11 protein-coding genes are annotated in these 15,239 nt (G+C 48.2%); 10 read left to right on the top strand and 1 reads right to left on the bottom strand.

The window, feature by feature from the left end; genetic code table 11:
* Window positions 1-27 precede the first annotated feature (27 nt).
* The 7 genes from VP98_RS19315 (at window position 28) to VP98_RS05010 (ending at window position 12,133) form a co-directional block, all read left to right on the top strand.
* A complete protein-coding gene (locus tag VP98_RS19315) occupies window positions 28-4,335 on the top strand; it encodes a rhamnogalacturonan lyase family protein (RefSeq protein ID WP_046174260.1) in 4,308 nt (1,435 codons plus the stop codon).
* Window positions 4,336-4,610: 275 nt separating this feature from the next.
* Complete coding sequence (locus VP98_RS05035; protein WP_046174258.1) at window positions 4,611-5,264, top strand: MtnX-like HAD-IB family phosphatase; 654 nt, start codon at window positions 4,611-4,613, stop codon at window positions 5,262-5,264.
* Complete coding sequence (locus tag VP98_RS05030; RefSeq protein ID WP_046174257.1) at window positions 5,261-6,313, top strand: iron-containing alcohol dehydrogenase family protein; 1,053 nt, start codon at window positions 5,261-5,263, stop codon at window positions 6,311-6,313. The genes VP98_RS05035 and VP98_RS05030 overlap by 4 nt, the downstream gene beginning before the upstream one ends.
* Before the next feature lie 76 nt (window positions 6,314-6,389).
* The gene (locus tag VP98_RS05025) at window positions 6,390-7,589 is read left to right on the top strand and encodes an MFS transporter (RefSeq protein ID WP_046174256.1); all 1,200 of its coding nucleotides are present in this window, start codon (window positions 6,390-6,392) and stop codon (window positions 7,587-7,589) included.
* 753 nt (window positions 7,590-8,342) lie between these two features.
* On the top strand, window positions 8,343-9,998 hold the full coding sequence (locus VP98_RS18235; protein ID WP_052712139.1) for an ATP-binding protein: 1,656 nt from the start codon (window positions 8,343-8,345) through the stop codon (window positions 9,996-9,998).
* Window positions 9,999-10,083: 85 nt separating this feature from the next.
* Window positions 10,084-10,758, top strand: a complete 675-nt coding sequence (locus VP98_RS05015) for a response regulator transcription factor (RefSeq protein WP_046174255.1) — start codon at window positions 10,084-10,086, stop codon at window positions 10,756-10,758.
* The gene (locus VP98_RS05010) at window positions 10,748-12,133 is read left to right on the top strand and encodes a sensor histidine kinase (protein ID WP_052712138.1); all 1,386 of its coding nucleotides are present in this window, start codon (window positions 10,748-10,750) and stop codon (window positions 12,131-12,133) included. The genes VP98_RS05015 and VP98_RS05010 overlap by 11 nt, the downstream gene beginning before the upstream one ends.
* A gap of 183 nt (window positions 12,134-12,316) precedes the next feature.
* Here VP98_RS05010 and VP98_RS18775 read toward each other — a convergent pair whose 3' ends face one another.
* Window positions 12,317-12,487 carry a hypothetical protein gene (locus tag VP98_RS18775; protein WP_156151319.1) on the bottom strand — a complete coding sequence of 57 codons (171 nt, stop codon included), beginning with the start codon at window positions 12,485-12,487 and terminating at the stop codon, window positions 12,317-12,319.
* A 115-nt stretch (window positions 12,488-12,602) separates the two neighbouring features.
* On the opposite strand from VP98_RS18775, the gene VP98_RS05005 reads away from it, so the two are divergent.
* The 3 genes from VP98_RS05005 to VP98_RS18770 all read left to right on the top strand — a co-directional run bounded on the left by VP98_RS05005 (window position 12,603) and on the right by VP98_RS18770 (window position 14,966).
* The gene (locus VP98_RS05005; protein WP_046174254.1) at window positions 12,603-13,838 is read left to right on the top strand and encodes a S1C family serine protease; all 1,236 of its coding nucleotides are present in this window, start codon (window positions 12,603-12,605) and stop codon (window positions 13,836-13,838) included.
* An 80-nt stretch (window positions 13,839-13,918) separates the two neighbouring features.
* Complete coding sequence (locus VP98_RS05000; RefSeq protein ID WP_082087839.1) at window positions 13,919-14,707, top strand: hypothetical protein; 789 nt, start codon at window positions 13,919-13,921, stop codon at window positions 14,705-14,707.
* A 103-nt stretch (window positions 14,708-14,810) separates the two neighbouring features.
* Entirely contained in the window at window positions 14,811-14,966 is a 156-nt protein-coding gene (locus VP98_RS18770; RefSeq protein WP_156151318.1) for a hypothetical protein, read from the top strand.
* The last annotated feature ends 273 nt before the right edge of the window (window positions 14,967-15,239 follow it).

Below are 15,239 nucleotides of genomic sequence, written 5' to 3'. Positions count from 1 at the left end.
CACTTACATAAAAGGGGAGGGAATAACATGGGAAAAAAACACAAGCAGGCCGCTGCGGCGATCATGACATCCATGCTGGCTGTTTCCAGCGTGCCGCCGCTTGCCTGGGCAGAAGGGGAAGAGGCCTCGGCAGAAAAAACGTTTGATTTTGGCACCGGTGAAAGCCCGGTGCAGGAAGGCGCCATTCAGATAACAGAGCAAAGCCTGTACAGCGAATCAGCAGGATTTGGATTTGCGGAGGCGGATTCCGTTTCGTCAGCTGACCGGTCAGGAGACAACCCGCTTACTTCTGACTTTGTCCGGCCGGGCACATCAAGGTTTCAAGTAGATCTGCCTAATGGGGACTATTCCGTCACAGTTACTTCAGGAGACGCAGTGGAGCAAACGGAAACAGGCATCATTGCCGAAAGTATTCAAAAAGTGCAAAATACCGTGGCGGCAGCAGGAGAATATACGGAGCGTACCTTTGAGGTAGCGCTTGTAGATGGCCAGCTGACGCTTCAATGGACCGGAGCGGTGCCGGTCATTAACAGCCTTTCCATTCAAAAACTGCCGGAACGGACGGCGGGGGAAGAGCCGACTGTTTATATAGCCGGCGATTCAACGGTCCAGACCTATGATGAATACTGGCGTCCCGAAGCAGGATGGGGACAGATGATTCCACGCTATTTTAATGATGATCTATCATTCTCAAACCAGGCAATTGGCGGCCGAAGCTCAAAAACTTTCATTACCGAAGGAAGACTTGATGCCATTTTACGAGCCATCCGTCCCAATGATTATTTCCTCATTCAATTCGGCCATAATGACGCAACGATCAGCCGGCCGGAGCGGTACGCATCGGTCCCTGATTACAAAGAATACCTCAAGACCTACATCAATGGAGCCCGCCAGCGCGGTGCCGAGCCGATCCTGGTAACACCGGTGGGACGGCGCGATTTTCAGGAAGCAACCGGACAATTTAATATCAGCTTCCCTGAATATGTACAGGGAATGAAAGAAGTAGCGGAAGAATTAAACGTTCAATTAGTAGATTTGAGTGCCAGAAGTGTGGAGTATTTTAACGAAATCGGTCCTGAAGGCACACTTGCCGTTTTCCTTCATACCGATCCAGGCGTTTATCCTGCGTTTCCGAACGGTTCTCAGGACAATACTCATTTCCAGGAATACGGAGCGATTCAAATGGCGCGGCTTGTGGCAGATGAAATTGAAGAAAGCGAAAGCAGCCTGAAAAGCTACGTAACATCAGTGGAGCCGCCGGCAGCCGTACCGTCCGTGCCGCAAAGCGTAAAAGCCGGCAATATCAGCAATGCTGGAGCCCTTTTAACATGGGATGAATCGGAAAACACGGACATTTACAAAGTGTACCGGAAAGAATCAACAGCCGATTCCTTTTCATTGATCGGCACAAGCACCCTGCCGCGCCTGACCATCTCAGGAATGGAGGAAGGGAAATCATATAATCTTTACGTGACAGCGGTGAATGCAAAAGGCGAATCTGCACCATCTCAAACGATTACCGTCCAAACGAAGCAGGCTGCCTTCAAGTACGATTTTGGCCTGGCCGGCACGCCGGTAGCGGCAGGCTATAATGAGGTGAATTTATCTACTGTTTATTCAAAAGAAAAGGGCTACGGCATTATCGATCCTGCCGGCATGATCGGCCGTGACCGCGGTGCGGGCGGGGACGATGTTGTCCGCGACTGGCTTGGCTATTTTAATAATAAGTGGGAATTTGCGGCGGATGTGCCGAACGGCCTGTATTCTGCAAAAGTCTACGTGGGTGACCTTCTTGGCTCGGCTAGAACGGACGTAGCGGTAGAAGGACAAAGCTACGGCACTGTTTCCGCACCGAAGCAAAGTTATACAACGAAAATCATTTCAGATATTTCGGTAAATGACGGCCAGATGAACTTTGCTTTCAGCGGCCAGACAGGAATTGTCAACGGAATTGAGTTGACGCCGATTTTAACGGCCCCGTCCCAGCTCGAAGCAAGCAGCATTTCCCTTGATCCAGCTGCTCCTTCTGTGTCATTGAAATGGGCGGAAGCAGGCGGAGCGAAAGAATACAATATATACCGGACAATGGCCGGCACGGATCAAAAAGAAAAAATCGGAACAGTGCAGGCGACGGAATTCGTCGATCAAACAGCCAATGTCGGCTATGCGTATACCTATTCGGTAACAACCGTTGATGACAGCGGCCAGGAAACCGCTCCATCTTATCCAATCGAGGTATCCTTGATTGACCCGGATGCACCGGCACCAATGAAGCCGGCCGGCCTGAACGTAACCGATATTCAAAAGGATAATCTGACGTTTACATGGGACCCTGTGGAAGGAGCTGTTTCCTATGCCGTTTACCGCTCCGAAGCTGCAGACGGTGAGTTTTCACTGGCGGGTGTTGTAAAGACTGCTTCTTTTACGGATAAAACAGTGCTGACAACGATTCCGTACTACTATAAAGTAGCGGCGGTCGGCGCAGGCGGTGCTTCGTTGGAATCGGATGTGCTCCAAACAGAAGCAGCAACCGTGTTAAAAAGACAGGCAGAGTCTTTAAAACGGTCTCCGGCAGCTGTCAAAACGGATAAAGGTGTTTTTGTCAGCTGGCGCATTCTGGGCACTGATAAGAAAGACATTAAGTTCCACGTATTCCGCAATGGGAAAAAAGTAAACAAACAGCCGATTTCCGGCGCGTCAAACCTGCTTGATCCGAAAGGAAAAGCCGGCGACTCCTATGAGATCCGGCCAATTGTTCCTGGAAAAGAAAAAGGCTATGAAACGACTGTAGCCATTGAAAAGAACTATATGGATATTCCGCTTGATAAACCGGAGCCGGGTGTCACGCCGCTTGGCGATCCGTATGAATACCGGGCAAATGATACAACCATCGGGGATGTGGATGGCGACGGTGAATATGAATACATTGTAAAATGGGACCCGAGCAATTCAAAGGACAATTCACAGGCCGGTTATACCGGAAATGTGTACATTGATGCGTATAAACTGGACGGCACAAAGCTGTGGAGGATTGATCTTGGCAAAAACATCCGCGCCGGCGCTCATTATACACAGATGATTGTGTATGATTTTGACGGTGATGGCAAAGCAGAAATCGCCATGAAAACAGCCGATGGCACCATTGACGGGCAGGGCAATGTAATCGGGCGCGCGGATGCGGACCACCGCAATTCAAGCGGCTACATCCTGCAGGGAGATGAATTTTTAACGGTATTTGAAGGAGCGACCGGAAAAGCATTGACGACCATTCCGTATACACCGTCACGCGGCGACGTCGCTTCATGGGGGGACGCGTACGGAAACCGGGTGGACCGCTTCCTGGCAGGCGTTGCGTATCTGGACGGGGAAACACCAAGCTTGATTATGGCGCGCGGCTATTATACACGCACGGTTGTATCAGCGTACCAGTTTAAAAACGGAGAGTTAACGAAGCAATGGACCTTTGACAGCAATGACGGAAAGCAGGACTATGCGGGGCAGGGCTACCATTCACTCAGTACAGCGGATGTGGACGGCGATGCCAAAGATGAAATTGTCTACGGACAGATGGTCATCGATGATAATGGCAAGGGGCTTTATACAACAGGCCTGGGCCATGGCGATGCTCTTCATGTAAGTGATTTTGTACCGTCAAATCCGGGGCTTGAGGTATTTGCCACACAAGAAAATAAAACGGGGCCATACGGATATGATATGCGCGATGCTAAAACGGGCAAGATTTTATGGGGTGTAGAAACGGGACAGGACACTGGACGCGGCGTAGCAGCCGATATTGATCCGCGTCATCCTGGAGCGGAAGCATGGGCGGTTTCAGGTGCCTGGAACAGCCGCGCCGGCGGGCTTCATACAGCAGAAGGAGAAAAAATTTCCGACTCGATTCCATCCGCAAACTTTGCGATCTGGTGGGATGGCGACCTGCTGCGGGAATTGGCGGACCACACGTACAATGACTCTATTGCAGCCGGCGTTGGTACAATCGATAAATGGGATTACAAGCAAAATAAGCTTGTGAATCTATTAACGGCAGAAGGCACTTTCTCTAACAATACAACCAAAGGAAATCCGGCGATACAGGCTGACCTGTTCGGCGACTGGCGGGAGGAAATCGCCTGGCGGACAGAAGACAGCTCGGCGCTGCGGATTTACACAACAACAGATGTAACTGAGCATAAACTGTATACACTGATGCACGACCTGCAGTACCGGCAGGCAATCGCCTGGCAGAATGTCGGCTACAATCAGCCGCCGCACCCATCTTTCTTCCTTGGAGAAGGAATGGACGCACAGCCTGAAGCGCGGATTAAAACAAAATAATGGAAGGAGGCTGTCTTTATTTCGAGGCAGCCTCTTTGCTTTGGCCGGTATTTTTGATTTTGGGCCGGTATTTTCTATGTCCGGGGCGATATAGCTTTTTTCGCTCCGGGTTTGCTGAAAACCGCCCTAAATTTCTTTATACCGCCCGGGGCAGCCTGTTGTCAAATCATATGTATAAAAATTTGTGAAAAAAATCACAAAATGATAAACAGACTCGTTTTTATATGATGGCTGGGATATAATGGCGGTATCAAAACAATCAGGGGGTAAAAAGAATGACAAAGTGGGCATTTGTTTCTGATTTTGACGGTACGATTTCAAAGCGCGACTTTTACTGGCTGGTAATTGATACATATTTTCCAGAAGGGCGCGACCTGTATCCAAAGTGGAAAAGCGGCGAATGGAAAGATATTGATTTCCTGGCGAAAGTATTTTCATCGATTCATCAAAGTGAAGAGCAGATTGCCAGAGATGTTTTAACGATCCCAATTGATGAAGATGTGCCGGACTTTGTCCGTGCGGTGCAGGAAGCCGGCGGTGATTTTTATATTTTAAGTGCGGGAACGGATTATTATATTAACCCCATTGTTAAAAGCTGGGGAGTCGACAACGTGACGGTATACTCGAACAAGGGGCTGTACCGCGACCAGAATATTCACCTCGATATTGATCCGGCGCACTGGAGCTACTCGGAGCGGTACGGAATTGACAAAGCGGCGGTCATTAAACGCTTAAAGGAAGAATATGACGTTGTGTATTTTGCCGGCGACAGCGAACCGGACTCGCATCCAGCCGTATTCGCAGACCGGACGTATGCAAAGGAAGCTCTTCCGGAAATTTTAGACGAAAAAGGGGTATCCTATATTCGGTTTGATCGTTTCAACGACATTAAAGCGGATTTGATTCAAGAAGGAAGACTGCCGGAATGAACCGCGCCGTTACGAATATTGCCATTCCGGCCATGATGGAGATTGGTGAAAATGTGATTGACACCCTCGGTGAGCGGCTGCGGCAGCATGGATTTCAAAGCGTCACGATTATGTGGGACGGATTTGTAGAAGCTTCTTACGGCAGCCGGCTGCTGGCCGCGCTGGACGGCTGTTCGGCTGAGCCGGTTTTGCTCGATAGAACGTTCAGCATCCAGGAAATCACCGGGCGGGCGTTTCAGCTTCCGGCAAGTGATGTCCTGATCGGCATGGGCGGCGGTGCAGTGATTGACATGGCCAAGTACACCGCTTTTTTGCGGAAAATACCGGTTATCAGCATTCCGACTTCCGCTTCAAATGATGGATTTGCCAGCAGCGGCTGCTCGTTAATTGTCAACGGAAGAAAAACAAGCGTGCCGGCGAAAATTCCATTTGGCATTGTCGCAGAGCTGACGATTTTACAAAAAGCGCCAGACCCGTTTATTTTAGCGGGGATCGGAGACTTAATGTCGAATATTACAGCGCTGTATGACTGGCAGTTTGAAGAAAAGCAGGGCGCAGGCACAGTGAACGCGTTTGCGGAAATGCTCAGTAAAAAAGCGGTAAACAGCTTTATCCGGACGCCGATGGCTGATATTCATGCCCCCGTATTATTGAAGGAACTGATCAGCTCAATGACGATGAGCGGCATTGCCACGGAAATCAGCGGATCAAGCGCGCCGATCAGCGGATCAGAGCATTTGATTTCCCATGCGCTTGACCAGTGGGCAGATCATCCGCAGATGCATGGCATCCAGGTTGGTGTGGCTGCTTATATTATGGCGCTTGTTCATGAGCACCGGTTCGAAAGAATGAGAAAAGTATTTGAACGCACCGGCTTTTTTGATTACGTCAGAACCCTTGGCATGAAGCAGGCTGACTTTTTGATGGCAATTGACCGTGCGCCGAAGGTAAAGCCAAACCGCCATACGTATTTACACGAGGAAGCATACCGCTTAAAAGCAAAGCAGGCCGTTCAGTCAGATCCTGTTTTAAAAACGATTCTCCATTAAAAAAATGGTTGTTTTTTCGGCACGGATTCTCTATAGTGAGGGAGTAACAACAACTGTAAAGACAGGAGAATAAACAATGTCAGAAAAAACAATTTCGCAGAAAAAGCTGCTCGGTGTTGCGGGCCTTGGCTGGATGTTTGACGCGATGGACGTCGGCATGCTGTCGTTTGTGATCGCGGCTCTCGCGGCAGAATGGACGCTTACGCCGGAGCAGATGGGCTGGATTGGCAGTGTTAACTCCATTGGCATGGCAGTGGGCGCTTTTATCTTTGGCATTTATGCGGACCGGATTGGCCGAAAAAATATTTTTATCATTACCCTGTTAATATTTTCACTGGCAAGCGGCCTGTCCGCCTTTACGACAACTCTTGCAGCTTTTTTAATTTTGCGTTTTTTCGTCGGAATGGGGCTGGGCGGCGAGCTGCCCGTTGCATCAACGCTTGTATCGGAAAGTGTGCCGGCAAAGGACCGCGGCCGGGTGGTTGTGCTGCTTGAGAGCTTCTGGGCCTTCGGCTGGCTGCTGGCCGCGGTTATTTCCTATTTTGTGATTCCTTCCTACGGCTGGCAGGCAGCTCTGATCATTGGGGCTCTTCCGGCATTATATGCGCTGTATTTGCGATTGAAGCTTCCCGACTCACCGGCATTTTCACCTTCAAAGGCGGAGAAAAGGACGATCGGGCAAAACATTGCCGGTGTGTGGGCGAAAAAGTATGCGCGTTCGACCTTTGTGCTTTGGACAGTCTGGTTTACAGTCGTGTTTTCGTATTACGGAATGTTTCTCTGGCTGCCGAGCGTTATGGTCATGAAAGGCTTCAATCTCATTCAAAGCTTTGAATATGTGCTGATTATGACCCTTGCCCAGCTGCCGGGTTATTTCACAGCAGCGTGGCTGATTGAGCGGGCAGGACGGAAATTTGTGCTTGTAACCTATTTACTCGGTACAGCAGCCTCGGCGCTTGTTTTTGGAAATGCGGAAACGACGGCGGTGCTCATTGCATCCGGCATGCTGCTGTCGTTTTTTAACCTCGGAGCATGGGGTGCCCTGTACGCCTACACGCCTGAGCAATATCCGGCGGTCATTCGCGGAACCGGGTCCGGCATGGCCGCATCAATCGGCCGGATTGGCGGAATCCTGGGACCGCTGCTCGTCGGATCACTCCTCGCATCAGAACGATCCATCGGCTTTATTTTTGGGTTATTCTGTATCAGTATCGTGATTGGAGTCATTGTGCTGGCTCTGTTTGGCAGGGAAACGAAACAAACAGAACTGGAATAAAGAAAAACCGAGAGAAGCCTTTTGCTGTTTAATGTGGCTGGGTCGGCGGTGTTGTCCGCTGCCGGCATGAATCTATTTATGTTGATTGGCATCATTATTCTATGTATCTCTTTTCAGCTATTGGAACGGCACTATATTTCATTCTTTAATGGAATCGTAATGTAATTTAATCCCATTGTCATCTGGGTGTAACTCCCGGGCGCTATACTAGCCTCATAAGATTACGGGAGAGGGGCACAGGTGAACGATGAACTTTTTTCTTTTAATGTTTGTGACGTTTATTATTGCTATTGCAATCGCCAGCGGAGGGCTTCACCTGCTGTTTAAACAGCTGAACAATTACTTAAAACAAGATGAAAGATAAAAGAAAACCGCCTTTATCGGGCGGTTTTTTTCTATATTAAAAAAATGAAATAAGATGTCATAAAAAAGGAAACCGTGAATAAAATGGTAAAGTACATGCGTTTCATTTTCCCGGAGTGAGAAACAGAAAATGATTGCAGCCAGCAGAGCAGCCGGGCTTATCCAATCGGTTAATGGGCAAAACTGCAGGCAAGTACACCAGTAATAGGAAGGATTCCGAGAAAGAGCCGGAAAACGAAATTACTCCATTTATCACGTTCTTAACTTTGTTATTTTAAAGTAATATGTTGTCATTACCTGCATAATAGGTAATAAGGCTTATGTATACGGAAGAAAATGTACATGTTACAATAGAATGAAAAAAATGACTACTAAAACGAGGGATCGCTTGTGGAACTAACAAATGACCTTATCCATCCAAAAATTGCATTAACCAAAAACATGGAACTGATGAGCGGCACACATATTTTATATTTATATTCAGACCGCAAAAAGTATTGGGAGAATATGCTTTCTTTTATTATGACAGGCTTGGAGCTTGAGCATGAGGTCATTTTACTGGAGTCGCCTGATCTATTTCCGAAAATCAAACAAGAGTTACTTGGAAACGGGTTTTCTAAAGAACAGATAGAATCGATCGTATTTACAGATCATCAATTATATTATAAAACCTGTCAATCTATTGGGACGGAAGCTATTTTAAAAGAATTGAAAGGCTCCCTTCAGCCTTATATCGAAAAGAACCTGGCCATCCGCATCTGGAGCGTGGTGTTTCGGCATGAAGAATCCTGCTGTGAAAAAGACCTGCCGATTTATGAACAAAAAGCCAACGAAATTTTAAGTCAGCTCCGCTCTTTTACAGTCTGTGCATATGATGACAGCGAAACGTCTGCCGGCCTGGCAATCGACTTAATGAAGGGCCATTCCTATGTAATGACAGACGATGAGCTGACTGCCTCCCTCTACTATAAAAACAGGCAGGGAACCCCCTCTTTATCTCTCGAAGAGCGTCTTCATGAGAAAGTAAGCCATTATAAATACTTAATTGAGGAAATGCCGGATGCTGTTTTCGTCGTTTCTGACCATCAAGTAGTCTATGGAAATCAAACGGCCGCACAGCTGCTGGAATGCAACAAAGCGGACCTCCTGGCTATGACGGCCTGGAACCTTTTTTCCACGGAATACCATGAACTGCTGGAGATTGGCATTGAAAAATTAAAAAGAAATGAAAAGCTGCCGCCCGTAGAAATGAAAATGATCTCATACAGCGGCAGAGTTATTGATGTGGAAGTTTCCGCGTTTCCATTTTCACGGAATATGGAAACGGATTTCACAGCTATTTTAATTATCCGCAGCATTTATGAGCGTAAAGCACATCAGCAGCTGACCATTAAAACTGAGAAGCTAAGCCTTGCCGGCCAGCTGGCTGCTTCTATTGCCCATGAGGTCCGTAATCCGCTCACTTCTATTAAAGGATTTTTAAAGCTGGCCCGCGAAGATATGATGCATGATGCCTATTACACAATTATTGATGAGGAAATTGACCGGATTGAAACCATTGCCAGTGAATTGCTCGTGCTTGGCAAGCCCATGTCTGTTGAAATAGAAGTATGTGATGCGGGAAAAATGCTGAGAGATGTTTGCATTCTGCTTCAGTCACAGGCGGTTATGCGCAAAATTTTGATTGAGTTTAACGGAGAGCCGAATTGCTTGATCAGGTGCAATCCCGGGCAAATGAAGCAGGTGTTTATTAATATTATTAAAAATGCGACTGAAGCGATGGAAAACGGCGGCACGATTCGAGCATCAGCCCGTTTAAACGGCGACATGGTCCAAATCGTTATCGAAGACGAAGGAAAAGGAATGCCTGAAACTGTGCTGAAAAAGCTGGGGGAGCCGTTTTATACCACAAAAGAAGACGGAACCGGCCTTGGGTTAATGGTGTGTTTTAATATTGTCGAGCAATACGGTGGCACCATCCGTGTTGAATCAAAAGTGGATAAAGGCACGGTATTTACGATTGAGCTGCCGTTTGCATTTAATTAAAGTCGTCTTTTGCAGGCGTCTTTTTTTTTCACTCTTTTTTCATTAAAACGTGGTATAACAGAAGAAGCGAAAGGGAGTGAACCGGATGAATATATTGCTTGCAGAAGATGATCTGCAGTTGGGAGAATTGGTCAGCTTTATGTTAAAGAAAAAAGGCGGCTATCAGGTTGAATGGGTCAAAACAGGAGAAGATGCTTATGACTATGCTTCGTCCGTTCATTATGATGTGCTGATTCTGGATTGGATGATGCCGAACGGGAACGGAGTGGACGCGTGCCGCGATTTGCGAAAGGACGGCTACGAAGGCGCCATTTTAATGCTGACAGCAAAGGATGCTGTGGAGGACCGGGTTGCCGGCCTTGATTCCGGAGCGGATGATTACCTGGTAAAGCCCTTTGAAATCGATGAGCTTTTAGCAAGGCTGCGGGCGCTGACCCGCCGCAATTACGCACCAATCGTTGAAGAAAGGGTTGCGATTCAAGGTGTGGAAGTAAACAGGAACAGCCAGACGATCCAAAAAGATGGGGCTGCGATTCAGCTGAGTCCGCGTGAATTTCAGGTGCTTGATTTACTTGTGCAAAATAAAGGACAGGTACTGACGCGGGAAATAATGCTTGACCGCATCTGGGGATACGACGCCGATGTAACAGCCAAAACAATTGATGCAACGGTAAAGCTTCTGAGGAAAAAGCTTGATGCAGTGGGCCGTCCGGATATAGTGCAAAGCGTACGGGGAGTCGGATATAAAGTTGAAAACTAAATGGTTTAAAGGCAGCAGCGACCTGTTTCAAAAAACACAGCGGCGGTTAACCATGCAGTACAGCGGCCTGCTCATGCTGTTTCTCGTCCTGTTTATCGTAGTCGTTTACACATTGTTATATGTAGTGATTTTACGCGATCAGCACCGGGAGCTTGAAAACTTAACCCGGCAGGAAACACGGATTATCAGTGATTATCTGGCTGACAGTGCCCGGGATGAACTGCAGGGGCTCGGAAGCCAGGAGCTTGTTTTGGCGGGAGTAGACCAGTTTTTTTATTATGTGACAAATGCAGAAGGCACCTTCGTCACGGGAAGCGAAACGATGCCGCATATGCGCGAAGAATTGTTTGAGCTTGTATCCGGCTGGGTCCCGGAAAAAAACCAGATTAGGGAAGAAACACTTCAAGTAACCTTTGATGAGCGCCGCATCGGCGGCCGGGAAATTAAAGATGTGCCAAAGTCGGATACGGTGCGTTTAATGATTGATGGCAGTCCGATTTTTTACAATGGCCAGTTTGTCGGCATGATTTATATCGGAAAAGACATTTCCTTCGCCTATCAATTATTCAAATGGCTCCTTATTGTGCTCGTCAGCCTGGCGGTTTTGTTCGCCGGGGTTGCTGTATGGATGAGCTACCTCATGTCGAAAAAAGCAATGGGCCCAATTTCCACGGCGTTTCAGCGCCAAAAAGAATTTGTTGGCGACGCATCGCATGAACTGCGCACACCGCTCAGTGTTATGCTTTCCTCCATTGATGCCATGGAAATGACGGATGGCATTGAAGAAGATCCGTTTGCGAAAAAGCTGCTGCGAAATATGAAGTCGGAAGTAAAAAGAATGACCGGGCTTGTCAGTGACCTGCTTGTGCTAGCCCGGGCGGATTCCGGCGCCGCCGAGCGGACGCTTGAGCAGCTGGATGTGCGGGCAGAAGCTGCAAATGTGATTGAGTCACTGACACCGCATGCAGAATCAAATGGTGTTTCGCTTGGGCTGGAAGCGCCGGGTGATCTGCTTGTGCTGGGCGACCGGGCACGCGTAAAGCAGCTTATGTATATTTTACTGGACAATGCCGTGAAATATTCACCAGACGGCGGCCTTGTTGAAATGAAGCTGTCTCAAAGCGACCGTTACTGGACGATGGCTGTATCGGATCAAGGCATCGGCATCCATCCAGACGACCAGCCCCGTATTTTTGACCGGTTTTTCCGGTCCGATAAATCCCGTACCCGCACGGTTGGCGGCCATGGGCTTGGACTATCCATAGCCAAATGGATCGCCGGTATTCATGGCGGGACCATTACAGTTGAAAGCGAGCCTGATAAAGGAAGCACCTTTATTGTGCAGATTCCAAACGAGCAGGCCGTTTCCACGTAAGGAAAGGCCAGACTGACGGTAAAGCCGCCAGTCTCAGGCTATTGACAAACGCCTGCTTTCGGCGTCACTTGCCGGCTGGGAATGCTCATGACCCCCAAAAAGGTCACTTCCCTTCCCAGCAGGCCGCGTTCCTGGAAAGCCAAGCGTTTTCAATCAGCCTGCTTTCTAACTTTGTTTATATTTCTAGACTGACGGTAAAGCCGCCAGTCTTTTTTTATGCTGATTCAGCCGAATGACCGCCAGTCCTATGGCACGACCGGCACCGTGTCCGCCGCCGTTCTGCTGCCCTGGCTGAGCGCCGTTCTTTTGCGTTTTTTTAGAAGCAGTACACAAAATCACTTGATCAATTTGCATACGCAAAAACTTTTTTCGAAAAAATAACTTTTTTCCTTCTTTTCACCGTTCTTTCACTTTTCTTTTTTACAATAAGCTCAATCAAGAAAAAATTACGCAAAGGGAGCGATAATAGATGGAAACAAATGAACGTTATTCATATAACCCGCAGCCGGAGAAAAAAGGAAAAGGCGGACTGATCAAAACAGCAGCAGCATCGTTTGCGGGAATGCTGGCAGGCGGTACCTTGATGTTTTATGCGGCTCCAGGCCTATTGGACAATGATGCAGCAACCGCGGAAACGAAAGCGGCGGATTCATCAAATGAAATTACCGTACAGCCGGCCTCAACGGCTTCATTAGCACAGACGGACCTTGTCTCCGCAATTGATGCGATTGATGAAGCAGTTGTTGGTGTAGTGAACCTGCAGGAACAGGAGCAATTTAATCCGTTTGGCAGCCAGCCAATGGAAACAGCAAATGAGGCTGCGGAAGAAACAGAAGCAGGCACAGGCTCGGGTGTTATCTTTAAAAAGGGTGAAGAGGTTAGTTATATCGTTACGAATAATCACGTTGTTGAAGGAGCAGATACAGTCGAAGTAGCGCTTGCCAGCGGTGAACGTGTGGATGCCGAGGTTGTCGGAACAGACGCTCTGACGGATTTAGCCGTACTGAAAATTTCCAGTGACCATGTAACAGAAGTGGCGGATTTTGGCGATTCGAGCGTGTTGAAGCTTGGCGAGCAAGTAGCAGCCATCGGTAATCCGCTTGGGCTTGATTTATCAAGTTCTGTAACAGAAGGCATTGTCAGCGGTGTTGACCGGAGTGTGCCGGTTACAACCTCTGCCGGAGAATGGGAGCTGAATGTTATTCAGACGGATGCAGCGATCAATCCCGGTAACAGCGGCGGTGCGCTGATTAATGCAGCCGGGCAGGTTGTCGGCATTAACAGCTTGAAAATTGCCGAGGATGGAGTGGAAGGACTTGGCTTCGCAATCCCAACGGAAGATGCCATCCCGGTTATTGAAGAACTGATGGAAAAAGGAGAAGTGGAGCGCCCGTATCTCGGTGTCGGCCTTGAAGACGTAAGTGCACTGTCCCGCCAAATTGTGCAGGGCCAGTTAAACCTTCCGGAAACGGTAACAGCTGGAACAGTGATTTCTCAAGTAGAAACAGGATCTGCTGCAGCCGAAGCCGGTTTTAAAGCGGGAGACGTTGTTGTGAAAGTGGATGATACAGAAATTGCAGGTACAGCGGATTTCCGTAAATATTTATACAATGAAGCGGAAATTGGCCAGAAAGTGAAAATGACCATTTACCGTGATGGACAGCAGCAAACGATTTCCATTACCCTGGCTGCACAAAGTGAATAACTTTCATCGCTTTTTCACCGAAGCCGGTTACAGTACAGGCAGGGCAGGGTATTGCCCGTAAAATCAAAGGAGGAAAACAGGTGAAGAAAAAAGTATTCAATGCAGTCATGACCGGAGCTCTTTCGCTGGGAGTTCTTGGCGCAGCGGGCCTGCCAGCGCTTGCTGCAAGCACCACGGCGCTTGACAGCAGCACAAAAGCAAAAGTGGAAGCCATTATGGAAAATCTGCGGACAAAGCTGGAAGAAATCGGCGTTGATCTGCCGGAGCGCGGCGACAGATTCGCGAACCTGGATGAAGAAACAAGGGAAAAAGCGGAAGCGATTATGGAGCAAAAAGAAGCCGGCGAAATTACTGAAGAAAAAGCGAAAGCACAGCTTGAAGCGCTTGGTGTTACGCTTCCCGAGCGCGGTGCCGGAAAGGGCAGCGGCCGATTAGTGCAGGCTGTAGAGCAGGCCGGCCTGGATGAGTCCATACAAGCAAAAGCAGATGACATTCTTGCACAATTAGAAGCCGGCACCATTACGTATGAACAGGCGAAGGAGCAATTGACCGCGCTTGGCATTGAAATTAGTGAGCGCGGCGGAAAAGAAGGCTTCCTGGCCGGCCTGGATGAAGAAACAAAAGCAAAAGCGGAAGCCATTTTGGAGCGGAAAAAAGCTGGAGCAATCACAGGGGAAGAAGCAAAAGCACAGCTTCAAGGCCTCGGCATTGAACTGCCGGAGCATGGCAGTGGAAAGAGCAGACACGGAAGCAGCGGCAATTTGCTTGAAGGATTAAATGAAGAAACAAAAGCAGAAGCTGAAGGCCTTATTGAGGATGCCCGGACACAGCTGGAAGAGCTGGGTATCGACAAAATGCCGCTGCATTAATGGAGAGCGGAAAAGTCATTCACTTTAGAGTCCCGGGAAACCGGGGCTTTTTTGTTTTGGAAAAAACTTGTACAATATAAGGAAACATTCCTGGAGGTAGCTTATGAGTGAAATCAATGCCGGCGATATTGTTTTTCAGATACTGATGCTCTTGTTTTTGACTGTTCCGGCTGTCCTGATCTTTTTCGGCGTTCGTTCATGGCGGAAGCGGACAAAGCAGTTAGAGCGGATTGAGCGGAAATTGGATGAGCGCAAATGATTATAGAAGGCTTTTATACTTTCGGACTGGGGCTTTTGCTTGGTGTGCCGCTTATTATTTTAATCGCCGCTCTCATTAAACTAGGACGCAAAAAAAGCTGACCATATCAGCTTCTTTTTTATATTAAGACTCCTTCTTCGGCGGTTAATGCAGGAGTATAAAAGCAGTCAATCGAGAAGAGCCGCTGCGCGCTGTTCTGGAAAAAACCCTTTTTTTAGATGTTTTTAAATTTGTGAAAACCGGGTAGAGAAGGGAAAAGAAAGGTGGCGTGTG

It is taken from the genome of Domibacillus indicus, assembly GCF_000970685.1.
Classification (GTDB): domain Bacteria; phylum Bacillota; class Bacilli; order Bacillales; family Domibacillaceae; genus Domibacillus; species Domibacillus indicus.
The sequence above is the reverse complement of the archived record's forward strand: the minus strand, read 5'-3'. Positions and strand labels throughout refer to the sequence as shown.

Excerpts from the sequence above, each read along its gene's own strand:
- VP98_RS19315 (WP_046174260.1), top strand. The coding sequence starts at position 28 with ATGGGAAAAAAACACAAGCAGGCCGCTGCGGCGATCATGACATCCATG.
- VP98_RS05035 (WP_046174258.1), top strand. The coding sequence starts at position 4,611 with ATGACAAAGTGGGCATTTGTTTCTGATTTTGACGGTACGATTTCAAAG.
- VP98_RS05030 (WP_046174257.1), top strand. The coding sequence starts at position 5,261 with ATGAACCGCGCCGTTACGAATATTGCCATTCCGGCCATGATGGAGATT.
- VP98_RS05025 (WP_046174256.1), top strand. The coding sequence starts at position 6,390 with ATGTCAGAAAAAACAATTTCGCAGAAAAAGCTGCTCGGTGTTGCGGGC.
- VP98_RS05015 (WP_046174255.1), top strand. The coding sequence starts at position 10,084 with ATGAATATATTGCTTGCAGAAGATGATCTGCAGTTGGGAGAATTGGTC.
- VP98_RS18775 (WP_156151319.1), bottom strand. The coding sequence starts at position 12,487 with ATGCAAATTGATCAAGTGATTTTGTGTACTGCTTCTAAAAAAACGCAA.
- VP98_RS05005 (WP_046174254.1), top strand. The coding sequence starts at position 12,603 with ATGGAAACAAATGAACGTTATTCATATAACCCGCAGCCGGAGAAAAAA.
- VP98_RS18770 (WP_156151318.1), top strand. The coding sequence starts at position 14,811 with ATGAGTGAAATCAATGCCGGCGATATTGTTTTTCAGATACTGATGCTC.